Origin of the sequence: Kitasatospora cheerisanensis KCTC 2395 (assembly GCF_000696185.1) — a bacterium.
Classification (GTDB): Bacteria; Actinomycetota; Actinomycetes; order Streptomycetales; family Streptomycetaceae; genus Kitasatospora; species Kitasatospora cheerisanensis.
The window spans coordinates 3,474,358-3,492,201 of sequence record NZ_KK853997.1; the positions used below are offsets into that span (position 1 = coordinate 3,474,358).

Below are 17,844 nucleotides of genomic sequence, written 5' to 3' on the forward strand. Positions count from 1 at the left end.
CCTTCCTCAGGCGTTGAGCGGCAGGACGGCGGCCACCCGGTAGCCCCGGCCGTCCGGTCGGGGCCCGGTCTCGGCGCTGCCGCCGCAGGCGGCCGCGCGTTCCCGGATGGAGAGCAGGCCGCGTCCGCCGGAGCGTCCGTCGACGCCGATGCCGGCCGGGACGCGGGGCCCGGTTCCGTCGTCGGCGACGTCGACGGTGAGGGTGGCGCCGTCGCGCACCTCGACCCGGACCACCACCCGGGAGGCCGCGGCGTGCTTGACCACGTTGGTCAGGGCTTCCTGGACGATCCGGTAGGCGGCGGCCTGGACCTCGGCGGGGCCGGTCTCCTCGATGCGGGCGTCGACGGCGACGCCCGCCTCGCGGACCCGGTCGAGCACGCCGCCGAGTTCGGCGAGCCGGGGCTGCGGGGCGAGCGCGGGGGCCGCGCTGTCCTCCTTGAGGACGCCGAGGACCCGCCGGAGCTGCACCATGGCGTCGCGCCCGGAGTCGGCGATGGCGTCGAAGGCGCGGATCGCCCGCTCGGGGCTGCTGTGCACGACCAGCGGGCCGGCCTCGGCCTGGACGACCATCAGCGAGACGGCGTGGGCGAGGATGTCGTGCATCTCGCGGGCGATCCGGGCGCGTTCCTCGCCGACCGCCCGCGCCGCGTCGCTGGCGGCGCGCAGTCCGGCCTGCCGGGCGCGTTCCGCCTCCACGCCGGCCAGCCGGCGCAACTCCCGTACCAGCGAGCCGAAGACGAAGCTGCCGACGGACACCACCATGCTGAACAGCATGCCGCTGAAGGAGCGGGTGCCGATCACGTTGCCGAGCACGGTGACGGTCAGCACCACGGCCCGCTGCCAGTCCCGGCCGCGGTCGGCGACGGTGTAGATGGCGACCGCCATGCCGACCTGGATCTGCGGCATGGCGAAGTGCGCGACCACCGACAGCGCCGAGGTGGGCACCGCGCAGAGGCCGAGCACCGCCCAGGGCGCGCGGCTCCGCCACAGCAGCGGCAGCGACCCGGCCAGCGCCAGCGCGTACCCCCACCAGGTGCCGCCCTCGTGCTCCGGGTCGGTGTACACCCCCCACACCCCGACGCCGACGGCGAGCGCGACCAGGGGCCCGTCCACCACCCACGGCCGGGCCCGTCCCCAGGTGAGCAGGCCTTCCGTCCACTTCCCCATTCGCGCATCCTCTCGCATCGCCGTGCGGCCGCCCTCCCCCGCCCGGGCACGCCGAAGGGCGCCCCCGGCCGGGAGCGCCCTCCTTTGACGATGCGTCAATGCCCGGGCGTCACAGCAGCCGCTTGATCTCTCCGCGCGCCCGGTAGAACCCGCCGGACGCGGACTCCCGCACCTCCGCCACCAGGTAGCGCGCGCCGGCCACCCGGACGTCCTTGGGGAACTGCACCCGCCAGGACGGGTCGAAGCCGGGCGAGACCACCCGGACCCGCAGCCGGCTGCCGTCCGCGACGCACTCCACCTCGACGCCGCCGCCGGCCACCGCCGCGGTGACGCTGACGGTCTCCAGCTCCGCGGACGGCAGCACGCGCTCGATCCGGCCGGCGCTCACCTCGGCGGTCGCCGGCAGGCTGCCCTGCTCGGCGGCCTGCACCGCGCCGGGCGAGGCGTCCAGGCAGGCCAGCGAGCCGTCGGTGGTGACCACGTACAGCCGCCCGTCGCGGTACTGCATGCTGTACGCCGAGCCGCAGCCGGTGCCGAGCTTCCACAGCCGGGTGCCGTCCGCGGCGAAGCAGTACACCGAGGAGTGGTTGTCGCCGGCGAACACGTACTCGCCGTCCGGGGAGGCCGCGCAGGAGAACACCGAGGCGTCGCACTTGTACGCGGCGACCTCGGCGCCGTCGGTCTTGCGCAGCCGGTGCACCCAGCCCTGCGAGGTGCCGGCGAACACCTCGTCCCGCTCCTGCCAGCCGAACAGCACCTGGCCCTTGGTGCGGGTGTGCCACAGCTGGTCGCCGCCGCGCTTCGCGTACCGGGCCACGCCCGCCGAGTACCCGTGGTAGACGGATTCGGCGTCGCAGCGCACCATCCAGCCGGAGCGGCCGTCGGCCTGCCGCCGCCACTGGAACTCGTCCTCGTGGTCGACGGTGGTCAGCCCGCCGCGCTCGTCGGCGACGCCGAGCACGCCGTCGTGGATGTCGAGCCAGTAGATGTCGACGTCCTGGGCGATCTCGTACGCCACCCGCGGCACCTTGCCGCCCAGGTCGTACACCTTGCCGTCGTCGCAGCCGGCGTAGATCCACCAGTCGTCGGCGACGATGCACTTGACGCCGTCGGGCAGGCCGAACCGGCCGGTGACCTCGCCGTCCCGGGTCAGCGTGTAGACGTCGCCGCTCTCGTTGCCGACCCAGGCGTGCTCCTCGCCGACGTACACCCCGAATGCCGGCGAGCCGGAGCGGAAGCGCCACAGCATCGGCGCCTGGCGGGCGGTGGAGCGCGTCGAGGTGATCTGGCGGCGCGTCACCGAGCGGCGCTGGCGCACTCCCTGGACGGCCGGCGCGTAGCCCTTGCGGACCTTCTCGCCGATCTTCTTGGCGGCCTGCGCGGCGGCCTTCTCGGCGCTCGCGCACACCGTGGTCTTGGTGGTGCCCGGCTCGCCGATCCGGCCGTAGCGGATCGTCAGCTCCGCCTCCCTGACCGTGACTTCGTAGAACTTGTGGGCACTCCCCTGGTCCTCGGAGAGTTCCAGGTAGGTCACCTGCGGGTCCGCGGAAACGGTGGCAGACATGGCCGACGCCCCTTTCGGGCACAGAGTTCGGGGGGTGCCGGCGGAGCCCTCGCCACCTGCCGACAACCCTCAATCTAGGCCCTGCCACCGACAGTTGGCCCCCGTCAGACGGCGGAGACCTGCACCCCGCCGCTCGCCGCCTTCGCGACCAGGACGTGCGGCGCCCCGCTGACCGACGGCAGCTTCACCTCGGTGCCGCCGCTGTCGGCGTGCGCGTCCACCTGGTACTGCTGCCCGGACGGCACCTTCAGCTGCACCCCGCCCGAGTCGGTGGACAGCTCCGCCCGGGCCGGCGCCTCGGCGAACCGCGCCTCCACCCCGCCGGAGGTCACCGCCAGCTTCACGTTCTTCGACTTCAGCCCGGTGGCGCTGATCCCGCCGGAGGTCACCTCGGCGTCGACGTCTCCCGCCACGTCGTGCAGCTGGATGCCGCCGCTGGTCTGGGAGAGCTTCAGCCGGGTGCCGGCCGGGACGTGCACCTCGTAGCCGATCCCGCAGCCGGAGCACGAGTAGGTCAGCGTCAGCACCCCGTCCTTGAGCACGTGGCTGCCCTGCGGCTCCTCGTCGTCCCAGGCCCGCTTCTCCACCACCCGCACCGGGCCGTCCGCGACCCGCACGTCGATCCCGCCGCTGGTCCCCTCGACCACCAGCTCGCTCACCTGACCGGGCACCTCGTACGACACCGTCTTGTGCTGCTGGTCCCACGGCCCGCAGCCCACCGCACCGGCCACCAGCAGTCCCGCGACCGCCGCCGCCCCCATGATCCGCCGCACCGCGGCCTCCTTTCGACGTGCCCCAGTCTGCCGCCCGCCGCGGCCGCCCCGCCTCCCTCCACGGAGTGGTTCGCGGGCCTCCGTCCCCAGGGGGATCCCCTAGGTGAAACGCCGCAGGGCGGCCACCCCGAGTGGGGTGACCGCCCTGCGGTTCAGCCTGCTGATCAGCCGGTGTACGGACCGTAGTCGTAGTCGTCCAGCGGGACGGCCTGACCGGAGCCCGCGCCGAACGGCGACAGGTCGTAGTCGTCGTAGCCGACGGCCGAGTACATCGCGGCCTTGGCCTCCTCGGTCGGCTCGACCCGGATGTTGCGGTAGCGGGGAAGACCCGTACCGGCCGGGATGAGCTTACCGAGGATGACGTTCTCCTTGAGGCCCAGCAGCGGGTCCGACTTGGCGTGGATCGCCGCGTCGGTGAGCACCCGGGTCGTCTCCTGGAAGGAGGCGGCCGACAGCCAGGACTCGGTGGCCAGCGAGGCCTTGGTGATACCCATCAGCTGCGGACGGCCGGAGGCGGGGTGACCGCCCTCGGACACCACGCGACGGTTCTCCTGCTCGAAGCGGCCGCGCTCGACCAGCTCGCCCGGCAGCAGCTCGGCGTCGCCCGACTCGATGATCGTCACGCGGCGGAGCATCTGCCGGATGATGATCTCGATGTGCTTGTCGTGGATCGACACACCCTGCGAGTTGTAGACCTTCTGGACTTCGGCGACCAGGTGGATCTGGACGGCACGCTGGCCCATGATCCGCAGCACGTCGTGCGGGTTGGTGGCGCCGACGGTCAGCTTCTGGCCGACCTCGACCGCCTCGCCCTCGCTGACCAGCAGCTTGACGCGCTTGGAGACCGGGTAGGCGATCTCGTCCGTGCCGTCGTCGGGGGTGACGACGACCTTGCGGGTCTTCTCGGTGTCCTCGATGCGGACCCGGCCCTGCGCCTCCGAGATCGGGGCGACACCCTTCGGGGTGCGCGCCTCGAAGAGCTCGACGACACGCGGCAGACCCTGGGTGATGTCGTCACCGGCCACACCACCGGTGTGGAAGGTACGCATGGTCAGCTGGGTACCGGGCTCACCGATGGACTGGGCGGCGATGATGCCGACCGCCTCACCGATGTCGACCAGCTTGCCGGTGGCCAGCGAGCGGCCATAGCAGAAGGCACAGGTGCCGACCGCCGACTCACAGGTCAGGATCGAGCGGACCTTGACCTCGCTGACGCCGTGGCGGATCAGCTCGTCCATCAGGACGTCGCCGAGGTCCGTGTTGGCGGTCGCGATCAGCTTGCCGTCGACGGTGATGTCCTCGGCGAGCATGCGGGCGTACACGCTGGTCTCGACGTCGTCGGCCTTGCGCAGCACGCCGTCCGCGCCGACCGAACCGATCGACAGCTTGAGGCCGCGCTCGGTGCCGCAGTCCTCCTCGCGGATGATCACGTCCTGCGAGACGTCCACCAGACGACGGGTCAGGTAACCCGAGTCGGCGGTGCGCAGCGCGGTGTCGGCCAGACCCTTACGGGCACCGTGGGTGGAGATGAAGTACTCCAGCACGGACAGGCCCTCACGGAACGAGGCCTTGATGGGACGCGCGATGGTCTCGTTCTTCGCGTTCGACACCAGACCACGCATACCGGCGATCTGACGCATCTGCATCATGTTTCCGCGGGCGCCCGAGTCGACCATCATGAAGATGGGGTTCGTCTTCGGGAAGTTCGCGGCCATCGCGTCGGCGACCTCGTTGGTCGCGCGGGTCCAGATGCCGACCAGCTCGGACTTGCGCTCGTTGTCCGTGATCAGACCGCGCTCGTACTGCTTCTGGACCTTCTCCGCCTGCGCCTCGTAGCCCTCCAGGATGGCGGGCTTGCTCGGCGGGACGATGACGTCCGAGATCGAGACGGTGACACCGGAACGGGTCGACCAGTGGAAGCCGGCCGCCTTCAGGTTGTCGAGCGCCGCGGCGACGACGACCTTCGGGTAGCGCTCGGCGAGGTCGTTGACGATCGCCGACAGCTGCTTCTTGCCGACCTCGTAGTCGACGAACGGGTAGTCCTCGGGCAGCAGCTCGTTGAAGAGCGCGCGGCCCAGGGTCGTGGTGATCCGGAACGGCTCACCCTCGGTCCAAGTCGGCTGGCCCTCCTCGTCGACCGGAGCGACCCAGCCGCGCGGCGGCACGGTGCCGGCCGGCAGGCGCAGGTCGATCGGGGCCTGGACGTCCAGCTCGCGGGCGTCGAAGGCCATGATCGCCTCGGCGGTCGAGGAGAAGGAACGGCCCTTGCCCTTGACCTCCTCGCGGTCCGAGGTGAGGAAGAACAGGCCCAGCACCATGTCCTGGGTCGGCATGGTGACGGGGCGACCGTCGGCCGGCTTCAGGATGTTGTTCGAGGACAGCATCAGGATGCGGGCCTCGGCCTGCGCCTCCGCGGAGAGCGGCAGGTGGACGGCCATCTGGTCACCGTCGAAGTCCGCGTTGAACGCGGTGCAGACGAGCGGGTGGATCTGGATGGCCTTGCCCTCGACCAGCTGCGGCTCGAAGGCCTGGATGCCGAGGCGGTGCAGGGTGGGCGCACGGTTCAGCAGCACCGGGTGCTCGGCGATGACCTCTTCGAGGACGTCCCACACCACGGGGCGGGCGCGCTCGACCATGCGCTTCGCCGACTTGATGTTCTGCGCGTGGTTCAGGTCGACCAGGCGCTTCATCACGAACGGCTTGAAGAGCTCCAGCGCCATGGCCTTCGGCAGACCGCACTGGTGCAGCTTGAGCTGCGGGCCGACGACGATGACCGAACGGGCCGAGTAGTCGACTCGCTTGCCGAGCAGGTTCTGGCGGAAACGACCCTGCTTGCCCTTCAGCATGTCGCTGAGGGACTTCAGCGGGCGGTTGCCCGGGCCGGTGACCGGACGGCCGCGACGGCCGTTGTCGAACAGCGCGTCGACGGCCTCCTGCAGCATGCGCTTCTCGTTGTTCACGATGATCTCGGGCGCGCCGAGGTCGAGAAGCCGCTTCAGGCGGTTGTTGCGGTTGATGACGCGGCGGTACAGGTCGTTCAGGTCGGAGGTGGCGAAGCGGCCACCGTCGAGCTGGACCATCGGACGCAGGTCCGGCGGGATCACCGGGACGCAGTCGAGCACCATGCCCTTGGGCTTGTTGCTGGTCTGCAGGAAGGCGGAGACGACCTTGAGGCGCTTGAGCGCACGGGTCTTCTTCTGGCCCTTGCCGGTGCGGATGATCTCGCGGAGGCGCTCGGCCTCCTCGCCCAGGTCGAAGGACTCCAGGCGGTCCTTGAGGGCCGCCGCGCCCATCGAGCCGGAGAAGTAGGTGCCGAAGCGGTCGCGCAGCTCGCGGTAGAGCAGCTCGTCGCCCTCCAGGTCCTGGACCTTGAGGTTCTTGAAGCGGGCCCACACCTCGTCCAGGCGGTCGATCTCGCGCTGGGTGCGGTCGCGGAGCTGCTTCATCTCGCGCTCGGCGCCCTCGCGCACCTTGCGGCGCACGTCGGCCTTGGCGCCCTCGGCCTCGAGCTCGGCCAGGTCGGCCTCGGCCTTCTTGGCCCGGGCCTCCAGGTCGGCGTCGCGACGGTTCTCGATCTGCTGGCGCTCGACCGAGACGTGCGCCTCCAGGGACGGGAGGTCGCGCTGGCGGCGCTCGTCGTCCACCCAGGTGATCATGTAGGCGGCGAAGTAGATGACCTTCTCGAGGTCCTTCGGCGCCAGGTCGAGCAGGTAGCCGAGACGCGACGGCACACCCTTGAAGTACCAGATGTGGGTGACCGGGGCGGCCAGCTCGATGTGGCCCATCCGCTCACGGCGCACCTTGGCGCGGGTCACCTCGACGCCGCAGCGCTCACAGATGATGCCCTTGAAGCGGACGCGCTTGTACTTGCCGCAGTAGCACTCCCAGTCCCGGGTGGGACCGAAGATCTTCTCGCAGAAAAGGCCGTCCTTTTCCGGCTTCAGCGTGCGGTAGTTGATGGTCTCCGGCTTCTTCACCTCGCCGTGCGACCACTGGCGGATGTCGTCGGCGGTGGCCAGGCCGATGCGGAGCTCGTCGAAGAAGTTGACGTCAAGCACTGGTCGTCAAGCCCTCTTTCGTGAATCGAGAGTCTGTCTGTTGGTCTGAGGGGGGCCTGGGGGCGGGCCGGCTGCCTTCTCAGGGGCAGCCGGCCCGACCTCCGTCAGACCTCTTCGACGCTGCTCGGCTCGCGCCGGGACAGGTCAATGCCGAGCTCCTCGGCGGCGCGGAACACGTCCTCGTCGCTGTCGCGCATCTCGATGGACTGGCCGTCCGAGGACAGCACCTCCACGTTGAGGCAGAGCGACTGCATTTCCTTGATGAGGACCTTGAAGGACTCGGGAATGCCGGGCTCGGGGATGTTCTCGCCCTTGACGATGGCCTCGTAGACCTTCACACGGCCGAGGACGTCGTCGGACTTGATGGTGAGCAGCTCCTGCAGCGCGTACGCGGCGCCGTATGCCTCAAGGGCCCACACCTCCATCTCACCGAAGCGCTGACCACCGAACTGCGCCTTACCACCGAGCGGCTGCTGGGTGATCATCGAGTACGGGCCGGTCGAACGGGCGTGCAGCTTGTCGTCGACCAGGTGGTGCAGCTTGAGGATGTACATGTAGCCGACCGAGATCGGCATCGGGAACGGCTCGCCGGAGCGGCCGTCGAACAGCCGGGCCTTGCCGGTGGAGTTCACCAGGCGCTCACCGTCACGGGTGAGGGTGGTGTTGTCCAGCAGGCCGGTGATCTCGTCCTCGCGGGCGCCGTCGAACACCGGGGTGGCGAGGTTGGTGCCGCCCTCGACGGTGTCCGCGCCGATCGCCTGCAGGCGCTTGGCCCACTCGTCGGCGAGGCCGGAGACGTCCCAGCCCTGCTTGGCGAGCCAGCCGAGGTGGATCTCCAGCACCTGTCCCGGGTTCATTCGGGACGGCACACCCAGCGGGTTCAGGATGATGTCGACCGGGGTGCCGTCCTCCAGGAACGGCATGTCCTCGACCGGCAGGATCTTGGAGATGACACCCTTGTTGCCGTGACGGCCGGCCAGCTTGTCACCGTTGGTGATCTTGCGCTTCTGGGCGACGTAGACGCGGACCAGCTGGTTCACGCCGGGGGGAAGCTCGTCGCCCTCCTCGCGGTCGAAGACGCGGACGCCGATGACCTTGCCGGACTCACCGTGCGGCACCTTCAGCGAGGTGTCGCGGACCTCACGGGCCTTCTCACCGAAGATCGCGCGGAGCAGGCGCTCCTCCGGGGTCAGCTCGGTCTCACCCTTCGGGGTGACCTTGCCGACCAGGATGTCGCCGGTGACGACGTCGGCGCCGATCCGGATGATGCCGCGCTCGTCGAGGTCGGCGAGGACCTCCTCGGAGACGTTCGGGATGTCCCGGGTGATCTCCTCGGGGCCCAGCTTGGTGTCGCGGGCGTCGACCTCGTGCTCCTCGATGTGGATCGAGGAGAGGACGTCGTCCTGCACGAGGCGCTGCGACAGGATGATCGCGTCCTCGTAGTTGTGGCCCTCCCAGGACATGAACGCCACCAGGAGGTTCTTGCCGAGGGCCATCTCGCCCTCGTCGGTGCACGGGCCGTCGGCCAGCACCTGGTTGACCTCGACCCGGGCGCCCTCGTCCACGAGCACCTTCTGGTTGAAGGCGGTGCCCTGGTTGGAGCGGGTGAACTTGGCGGCCCGGTACGTGGTGTAGGTGCCGTCGTCGTTCGCCACGGTGACGTAGTCCGCGGAGACCTCCTGGACCACGCCGGCCTTCTCGGCGGTGATGACGTCCGCGGCGTCGACGGCGCAGCGGTACTCCATGCCGGTGCCGACCAGCGGCGCCTCGCTGCGGAGCAGCGGGACGGCCTGGCGCATCATGTTCGAGCCCATCAGCGCGCGGTTGGCGTCGTCGTGCTCGAGGAAGGGGATCATGGCGGTCGCGACCGACACCATCTGGCGCGGCGAGACGTCCATGTAGTCGATCTCGGTGCCGGGGATGTAGTCGATCTCGCCGCCACGGCGGCGGACCAGGACACGCGGCTCGGCGAAGGTCAGCTCCGCGGTCAGCGGGGCGTTGGCCTGCGCGATGACGTAGCGGTCCTCCTCGTCGGCGGTCAGGTAGTCCACGGCCTCGGTGACGACACCGTCGACGACCTTGCGGTACGGGGTCTCGATGAAGCCGAACGCGTTGACCCGGCCGTACGAGGCCAGCGAGCCGATCAGACCGATGTTCGGGCCTTCGGGGGTCTCGATCGGACACATGCGGCCGTAGTGCGAGGGGTGCACGTCACGGACCTCGAAGCCGGCCCGCTCGCGGGACAGACCACCGGGGCCGAGCGCGGACAGACGACGCTTGTGGGTCAGGCCCGACAGCGGGTTCGTCTGGTCCATGAACTGCGACAGCTGGCTGGTGCCGAAGAACTCCTTGATGGAGGCGACGACCGGCCGGATGTTGATCAGGGTCTGCGGCGTGATCGCCTCGACGTCCTGGGTGGTCATGCGCTCGCGGACCACTCGCTCCATGCGGGCGAGGCCGGTGCGGACCTGGTTCTGGATCAGCTCGCCGACGTTGCGGAGGCGACGGTTGCCGAAGTGGTCGATGTCGTCGACCTCGATGACGATGTCGCGGTTCTCGTCGTCACGCCACTCGGTCTCGCCGGCGTGCAGCTTCACCAGGTACTTGATCGTCCCGATGATGTCCGGCTCGGTGAGCACACCGGAGTCGAGCGACTCGGCGTTGCCCAGCTTGCGGTTCACCTTGTAGCGGCCGACCTTCGCGAGGTCGTAGCGCTTCGGGTTGAAGTACAGGTTCTCCAGCAGCGTCTGCGCGGCCTCACGCGTGGGCGGCTCGCCCGGGCGCAGCTTGCGGTAGATGTCGAGCAGCGCGTCGTCCTGGCCCTGGGTGTGGTCCTTCTCCAGGGTGGCGCGCATGGACTCGTACTCGCCGAACTCCTCGAGAATCATCTCGGTGGTCCAGCCGAGCGCCTTCAGCAGCACGGTGACGGACTGCTTGCGCTTGCGGTCGATGCGGACACCGACCATGTCGCGCTTGTCGATCTCCATCTCCAGCCAGGCACCGCGGGAGGGGATGATCTTGGCGGAGAAGATGTCCTTGTCGGAGACCTTGTCCAGGGTGGAGTCGAAGTAGACGCCGGGGGAACGCACCAGCTGGGACACGACGACACGCTCGGTGCCGTTGATGATGAACGTGCCCTTGTTGGTCATGAGCGGGAAGTCGCCCATGAACACGGTCTGGGACTTGATCTCACCGGTCTCGTTGTTGGTGAACTCCGCGGTGACGAAGAGCGGGGCCGCGAAGGTGAAGTCGCGGTCCTTGCACTCGTCGATGGAGTTCTTCGGCGGCTCGAAACGGTGGTCCCGGAAGGTCAGGGACATCGACCCGCTGAAGTCCTCGATCGGAGAGATCTCTTCGAAGATCTCCTCCAGACCGGACTTCGTGGGGACGTCCTGACCGCTCTCCAGGGCAGCCTCGACCCGGGACTTCCAGGCCGCATTGCCGAGCAGCCAGTCAAAGCTCTCGGTCTGCAGGGCCAAGAGGTTCGGGACCTCGAGGGGCTCCTTGATCTTCGCGAACGAGACGCGGAGCGGGGCGGTGGATGCGGAATTGTTCGAGGCGTTGCGCGGCGCGGCCAAGAGGGGGGTCCTTCCGAGGGCTCGGAGCTCACTACGCGCATACCGTCCGGGCCTTGGCCGAGGCGGAAAACCCCAGGTCAGGACAGGGGCCGCTCCGGGCGACGAGTCACGGAGCAGCTAATAGGCAGCGCAAAGGGACAGTGTAGCCAATGGCGACACTGCTAGCAAGCCCTGATTCGGAGACCGAATCGGACGCTCCTCCCGTACAACCGACAACCCGCCCAGTGATCCCTCACCGGCCGGGCCGTCGCACCCACTCCTGCGTCACCGGGAACCTTCCCAGTGCCGCCGCCGAATATGCATCGGAGGCGGTTCCGCTTGGGCACGCGCCTTGAGAATCGCGCGCCGCGTGCCGTTCGTCAAGGCCCCCACCAGGGTGCGGACCTCGTACTGCCTATCGTTCGCACCGCGCGGGGCGTTACACACGGCCTGTGACCGGGTGGCGACGACAGCGATCACCCTACCCCCGGGGACCGACAGGCTCCGAGTCCGCCTTGGGCCGAACGAAGCACGGCGGGGCGGGAACGAAGCAGGCCGGGCCGGCCACCCCGAAGGGTGGCCGGCCCGGCCGGAAGAGCACCTCTCAGAGAGAGGAGAAAGTCACTTGACGGTGACCTTGGCGCCAGCGCCCTCGAGCTGAGCCTTCGCCTTCTCGGCGGTCTCCTTGTTGACCTTCTCGAGAACCTTGGCACCAGCGGTGTCAACGAGGTCCTTGGCCTCCTTCAGGCCGAGGGAGGTCAGGGCGCGCACCTCCTTGATGACCTGGATCTTCTTGTCGCCGGCACCGTCGAGGATGACGTCGAACTCGTCCTGCTCCTCGACGGCCTCAGCGGCAGCGCCGGGGGCGGCAACGCCGGCAACGGCAACCGGGGCGGCCGCGGTGACGTCGAACTTCTCCTCGAAGGCCTTCACGAAACCGGCCAGCTCGATGAGGGTCATGCCCTCGAACTCGGCGAGCAGTTCGTCGGCGGTGAGCTTCGCCATGATGGCGTCCTTCCACTAATTCGGCAGGTGCCGGATGTACGGATTGGCGGGCGTACTTGCGGGCCCGCTGGGACGGGAGTGGTTACTCCGCGTCCTCGGCGGGAGCCGGAGTACCGGCACCGCCCTGCTCGACCTTCTCGCGCAGCGCTTCCACGGTGCGAACGAGCTTGGACGGGAGCGCCTGGAAGACGGCGGCAGCCTGGGACTGCTTGGCCTTCATCGCACCCGCCAGCTTGGCGAGCAGCACCTCGCGGGACTCGAGGTCCGCGAGCTTCTTGATCTCATCGGCGGACAGCGCCTTACCGTCAAGGACACCGCCCTTGATGATGAGAGCAGGGTTCTCCTTGGCGAAGTCACGCAGAGCCTTCGCCGACTCCACCGGGTCACCGGTGACGAAGGCGACAGCCGTCGGACCGGCGAACAGGTCGTCCAGCTCGGAGATCCCGGCCTCGTTGGCCGCGATCTTGGTCAGCGTGTTCTTCACCACGGCGTAATCGGCGTTGCCGGTGAGCGAGCGACGCAGCGTCTTGAGCTGCTTCACCGTGAGACCGCGGTACTCGGTCAGAACGGCGGCGCTGGAAGCACGGAACTTGTCCGTGATCTCGGCGACGTCGGCAGCCTTGTCGGGCCTGGCCATAGGCTTACGCCTCCTTCCGTGATGTCGAAGTCGGGCCGACCTTCGAGAAGTCGACCATTCAACGCCGCGGACCCCGGGAAGCGAAAAAGCCCCGGCGCGCAGGCGCACGGGGCTTGCCATGACCTCGACGGACCACGAATGGACCGGAGATCTTGTCTGCTCCACAACCTGCGCGGGCGACCCGCACGAGTGCGGATCCTTCGGCGCCGCCCACCCTTGCGGGAGTACGGCAACAACCAGCGGTCTTTGGCTCGGCCAGCCTAACGGCCTACGCGGATTTGTCCAAATCGACTTGGTTTCCCGCCGCCCGGCTACGGGAACGGCGGCGGGCTCGCACCGGCCTCGGAAGCCGTGTCGGCCTCGGCGGGGCCTGCACCGACAGCGAGGAGCTGCCGTAGTCGGTGTAGCCGATGGTGTCCACCTCGGCGGCGGCCCGGCGCAGCTGGACCAGCTGGTCGCGGTCGTTCAGCCACAGGTCGAGCACCACGTCGCCGGGGCCGAGCGCGGTCTCCAGGGCCTGCCGGCGGGTCTGGTCGAGCTGCGGCTGGGCGGCCGCGTACCGGGCGGCGGTCATGGTGACCCGGTAGTGCTGGACGTTGGTCTCCAGCAGCTTCTCCTCGCCGATCAGCACCGGGTCCTCGGCGGCGGCCGCGGCGGCGACCGCGACCGTCGGGTTGAGCCGGTCGAACAGCGCCGAGTAGGGGCTGCGGGTGCCGGTGTACTTCACCCAGTGCTGCCCGCCGAGCCGGGCGGCGGTCTGCGGGTCGCCGCCCACGTAGGCGGAGGTGTCCATCACCATCAGCTGGCGGGCGTCCCCCTCGGCCCGGTACTGGAGTACCGTCTTGGGCGCCCAGAACAGCGCGCCCTTGGCCCGGTCGTCCCCCAGGGTGGCCCGGAACTCGGCCCGCCGGGCGTCGTGCAGCGCCAGCTGGACGGAGAGCATCACCCCGTGCGGGGAGCGGTCAGTGGGCGTGGCCTGCGGGTCGGACGGCGACGGGGTGACGGGCTTCGCGGTGCCGTCGGCCGCACCGGAGCCGGTGCAGCCGGCCAGCGTCAGCAGCAGGGCGGCCCCGAACAGGGCCGCGGCCGTGCGCACGCGTGCCGCCATCGGTCCCTCCTCCCGGCCGTCCGTTCCGTTCCCCCACCTTGCCATGCGGCCCGCACGGCCCGGCATCGCCCCGGGCCGCGCGGGCCCGGGATCACTGCTTCAGCAGATCGGTCAGCGAGAAGACCTCGGAGTCGGCCGGGGCCTTGGTCGGCTGGACGGTGCCGAGCGCGCTGTAGAGGATCTTGGCGGAGCCGGTCGACATGCTGTTGCTGGACTGCTGGACGACCTCGCCCTTGGCGTTGATCCAGAACTCGGTGGTGGTGGTCGAGCCCTTCTTCTTCAGCTCGGCCAGCACCTGGGCCTTCAGCTCCGGCGACAGGTCCATCTTGGCGACCAGCGCGTCCACCGGGATGTCGCTGCGGTAGTGCGTGGTGTTCTGGCCCGCCACCGACTCGGTGCCGGCCTCGGTCGCGGTCGGCGCGGCGACGGCCAGCTGCACGGCCGGGTTCATCAGCTCCATGGTGGTGGCGAAGCCGCCCGCGTCGCTGCCGCCGGGGGCGCCCTGGGCGGCGGCCTTCGGGTCGATCTTCATCCAGGTCTTGCCGCCGGCCAGCGCCGCCATGTCGGCGCCGGCGCCGATGTACATGACCTCGCCGACGAACAGGACCTTGGCGTCCTTGCCGTCGCTCTTGGTGTCGATCAGGAAGGACTTCGGGCTCTTCCAGACGAACTCGCCGGTGCCCTCGGTGCCGCCGCTGATGGTCAGCTTGGCGCTGCCGGCCTTCTCCATCACGGCGGCCGAGGCGAGCAGGGCCTCCTTGGCGCCGAGCTTCACGCCGCCCTGCCCCGCACCGGCGCCGCTGCCGCCGGAGGCGCCGGCGCCGCCCGCGCCCGCACTGGCCGAGCTGCCGCCGGGGGCGGTGGCGTTCGGCTTGGCGTCGGCGGCCCCGTTCGATCCGGAGCCGCTGCTGCAGGCGGTCAGCAGTCCTGCGGCCAGAGCGGCCGCGGCAAGGGTACGCAGTGCGCGCACGAGAGTCCCCCCTATTGTCCGATTCTCATGTGGAAAGGCTTTCGGACTCTATCCGATGCCCCCGGGGGCCGAGGCGGCAAATAAAAGGCACCGGGCCCGCACCCCCGGAGGGGTGCGGGCCCGGTGCGCAGACCGCGTGGGGAACTGACCTGGGGTCAGACCGCCGCCGGGTCCTCCTCGACGAGGAGGTTGCGGGTGCGGTTCGGGTCCACCTGGATGCCGGGGCCCATGGTGGTGGAGAAGGCGACCTTCTTCAGGTAGCGGCCCTTGGCGGCGGCCGGCTTGGCCCGCAGGACCTCGTCCAGCGCCGCGGCGTAGTTCTCGACCAGCTGCTCGTCCGAGAACGAGGTCTTGCCGATGATCAGGTGCAGGTTCGAGTGCTTGTCGACGCGGAACTCGATCTTGCCGCCCTTGATCTCGTTGACGGCCTTGGCGACGTCCGGGGTCACGGTGCCGGTCTTCGGGTTCGGCATCAGGCCACGGGGACCGAGCACGCGGCCCAGGCGGCCGACCTTGCCCATGAGGTCCGGGGTGGCGACGACGGCGTCGAAGTCCAGACGACCCTTGGCGACCTCGTCGATCAGCTCGTCGGAGCCGACGATGTCGGCGCCCGCAGCACGCGCGGCCTCGGCACGCTCACCGTTCGCGAAGACCAGGACCCGGGCGGTCTTACCGGTGCCGTGCGGGAGGATGACGGTGCTGCGGACCATCTGGTCGGCCTTGCGCGGGTCGACGCCCAGACGCATGGCGACCTCGACGGTGCCGTCGAACTTGGTGGTGGAGGTCGCCTTGGCGAGGCGGACGGCCTCGAGGGGGGCGTAGATCCGGGCGCGGTCGACCTGGGCGTCCGCGGCCTTGAGGGCCTTGCTGCGCTTCACTTCTGCTCCTGGTAATTAATGGAGTTCGTGGTAGTCACGGGCCGCGCTGGCCCTACCACGGTGGACGTACGGGCTGGTCAGCCCTCGACGGTGATGCCCATCGACCGGGCGGTGCCGGCGATGATCTTCTCCGCGGCGTCCAGGTCGTTGGCGTTCAGGTCGGGCATCTTGGTGGTCGCGATGTCGCGCACCTGGGCCGCGGTCAGCTTGGCGACCTTGGTCTTGTGCGGCTCGGCGGAGCCCTTGTCGATGCCCGCGGCCTTCAGGATGAGGCGCGCAGCCGGCGGGGTCTTCGTGATGAAGGTGAAGGTGCGGTCCTCGTAGACCGTGATCTCCACCGGCACGATCATGCCGCGCTGCGACTCGGTGGCCGCGTTGTACGCCTTGCAGAATTCCATGATGTTGACGCCGTGCTGGCCGAGCGCGGGGCCGACCGGCGGGGCCGGGTTGGCCGCACCGGCGTTGATCTGGAGCTTGATAAGCCCCGTGACCTTCTTCTTCTTGGGAGGCATGACTCTCCGGGTCCTTCCGAGAGGTGGTTACCGAGCTACCCGGCGCCGGGGCGAAACCCGACTGCCAGGACACACATCGGACCAGGCTAACCGCTGATGCGGCGCTGGACCAAAACGGTGCCGGGGCGGAGGCTTTCGCCCCGCCCCGGCACCGGAGAACCTGTGGGTCAGTTCTTCTGGATCTGGTCGAAGGAGAGCTCGACCGGGGTCTCCCGGCCGAAGATCTCCACCAGGCCCTTGACCTTCTTCGAGTCGGGGTTGATCTCGTTGATGGTCGCCTGCAGGGTGGCGAACGGACCGTCGGTGACGGTGACCGAGTCGCCGACCTCGAAGTCCAGCACCTGCACCTCGACCGGGCGCACCGGCGAGGCCTTGCCGGCCTCCTTGGCGGCGGCGCGCTCCACGTCGGGGGCGAGCATCTTGACGACCTCGTCCAGGGTCAGCGGGTACGGGTCGTAGGCGTTGCCGACGAAGCCGGTGACGCCGGGGGTGTTGCGCACGACGCCCCAGGACTCCGGGGTGAGGTCCATGCGGACCAGCACGTAGCCGGGGAGCTTGTTCTGCCGGATGGTCTTGCGGTCGCCGTTCTTGATCTGGACGACCTCCTCCTGCGGAACCTGGGACTCGAAGATGTAGTCCTCGACGTTCAGCGAGACGGAGCGCTGCTCCAGGTTCTGCTTCACGCGGTTCTCGTAGCCGGCGTAGGTGTGGATGACGTACCACTCGCCGGGGGCGCGGCGCAGCTGCTCGCGGAACTCGGCGACCGGGTCGGACTCGACCTCCTCGGTCTCCTCCTCGGCGGCGGCCTCCTCGGCCTCCTCGACGGCCTCGTCGTCCACCTCGTGCACGGCCGCGACCTCGGCCGGCTCGCCTGCCTCGGCCTCGTCGGCAGCCTCGACCTCGTCCTCCGCGGCGTCGACGCCCTCGACGATCTCCTCGGCGGCTTCGGCGTCAGCAGCCTCGGCCGCGTCCAGCTCGGCGGCGACATCCGCCTCGCGGACGGTCTCGTCGGCGTCGTACAGGGGGGACTCAGACACGGTCGCTGCTTCTTTCCTGGTTGTGGAACGGATACCTCAACAGTACCGACTCAACGGTAGTCGCCCGTGGCCGTTCGCGCCGACAGCTCGACCCGGGCCGAGAGGTTCGGCCCGGGTCGGGGTGGAGTATCGGTGCGGAATCCGCGGGGATCCCGGTTTCGGTCGGCCCTGATCGGGCGTCAGCCGAAGAGCCAGAAGGCTCCCTTGGCGAAGACCCAGTCGAGACCGGCGACCAGCAGCATCAGCACGATCACGAAGGTCACCACGACGGTGGTGTACTGGATCAGCTGGCTGCGGGTGGGCCAGACGACCTTGCGGAGCTCCGCGATGATCTGGCGGTAGAAGACGCCGATCCGGGCGAACAGGCCCTTCTTGGCCCGCTTGCCGGACTTCTTGCCCTCACCGCCGGAGGCCTTGTTGGCACGCCGGCGCTCACGCCGCGACAGCTTGCCGTCCGCGGTGGTCTCGTCCGCCGCGTCGGCCCCCTCGGGGTTGCCGCTCTCAGGCGTTGCGGTGGAGCCCGTGGTCTCCGTCACTCGTCCTCACCTGAATCCGGGTCCTGCGGAGCTTCCGTGCCT

The 17,844-nt window shown here is 69.5% G+C and carries 13 protein-coding genes; all 13 read right to left on the reverse strand.

What is annotated here, in order from left to right; genetic code table 11:
- Positions 1-6: 6 nt before the first annotated feature.
- A complete protein-coding gene (locus KCH_RS15680) occupies positions 7-1,167 on the reverse strand; it encodes a sensor histidine kinase (protein WP_035863548.1) in 1,161 nt (386 codons plus the stop codon).
- A gap of 109 nt (positions 1,168-1,276) precedes the next feature.
- Positions 1,277-2,731, reverse strand: a complete 1,455-nt coding sequence (locus KCH_RS15685; protein WP_035863550.1) for a WGR domain-containing protein — start codon at positions 2,729-2,731, stop codon at positions 1,277-1,279.
- A 104-nt stretch (positions 2,732-2,835) separates the two neighbouring features.
- On the reverse strand, positions 2,836-3,504 hold the full coding sequence (locus KCH_RS15690) for a DUF4097 family beta strand repeat-containing protein (protein ID WP_035863553.1): 669 nt from the start codon (positions 3,502-3,504) through the stop codon (positions 2,836-2,838).
- Positions 3,505-3,668: 164 nt separating this feature from the next.
- On the reverse strand, positions 3,669-7,562 hold the full coding sequence (locus tag KCH_RS15695) for a DNA-directed RNA polymerase subunit beta' (RefSeq protein WP_035863555.1): 3,894 nt from the start codon (positions 7,560-7,562) through the stop codon (positions 3,669-3,671).
- A gap of 104 nt (positions 7,563-7,666) precedes the next feature.
- Positions 7,667-11,140: a DNA-directed RNA polymerase subunit beta gene (rpoB, locus tag KCH_RS15700; protein ID WP_035863557.1), complete on the reverse strand. Its 3,474-nt coding sequence runs from the start codon at positions 11,138-11,140 to the stop codon at positions 7,667-7,669.
- Between the two features lie 600 nt (positions 11,141-11,740).
- Positions 11,741-12,124, reverse strand: a complete 384-nt coding sequence (rplL, locus tag KCH_RS15705; RefSeq protein WP_035863560.1) for a 50S ribosomal protein L7/L12 — start codon at positions 12,122-12,124, stop codon at positions 11,741-11,743.
- Positions 12,125-12,206: 82 nt separating this feature from the next.
- A complete protein-coding gene (gene rplJ, locus KCH_RS15710) occupies positions 12,207-12,761 on the reverse strand; it encodes a 50S ribosomal protein L10 (RefSeq protein WP_035863562.1) in 555 nt (184 codons plus the stop codon).
- Positions 12,762-13,029: 268 nt separating this feature from the next.
- Entirely contained in the window at positions 13,030-13,869 is an 840-nt protein-coding gene (locus KCH_RS15715) for an SCO4651 family lipoprotein (protein ID WP_035863564.1), read from the reverse strand.
- Positions 13,870-13,960: 91 nt separating this feature from the next.
- Positions 13,961-14,839 (reverse strand): SCO4651 family lipoprotein, encoded by an 879-nt coding sequence (locus tag KCH_RS15720; RefSeq protein WP_035863566.1) that lies wholly within the window; start codon positions 14,837-14,839, stop codon positions 13,961-13,963.
- A 155-nt stretch (positions 14,840-14,994) separates the two neighbouring features.
- Positions 14,995-15,717: a 50S ribosomal protein L1 gene (gene rplA, locus KCH_RS15725; protein ID WP_035863568.1), complete on the reverse strand. Its 723-nt coding sequence runs from the start codon at positions 15,715-15,717 to the stop codon at positions 14,995-14,997.
- A 77-nt stretch (positions 15,718-15,794) separates the two neighbouring features.
- Positions 15,795-16,229 carry a 50S ribosomal protein L11 gene (gene rplK, locus KCH_RS15730; RefSeq protein WP_035863570.1) on the reverse strand — a complete coding sequence of 145 codons (435 nt, stop codon included), beginning with the start codon at positions 16,227-16,229 and terminating at the stop codon, positions 15,795-15,797.
- A 167-nt stretch (positions 16,230-16,396) separates the two neighbouring features.
- Complete coding sequence (gene nusG, locus KCH_RS15735) at positions 16,397-17,266, reverse strand: transcription termination/antitermination protein NusG (RefSeq protein ID WP_035863574.1); 870 nt, start codon at positions 17,264-17,266, stop codon at positions 16,397-16,399.
- A gap of 179 nt (positions 17,267-17,445) precedes the next feature.
- Positions 17,446-17,802 carry a preprotein translocase subunit SecE gene (gene secE, locus KCH_RS15740; RefSeq protein WP_035863576.1) on the reverse strand — a complete coding sequence of 119 codons (357 nt, stop codon included), beginning with the start codon at positions 17,800-17,802 and terminating at the stop codon, positions 17,446-17,448.
- Positions 17,803-17,844: the final 42 nt, after the last annotated feature.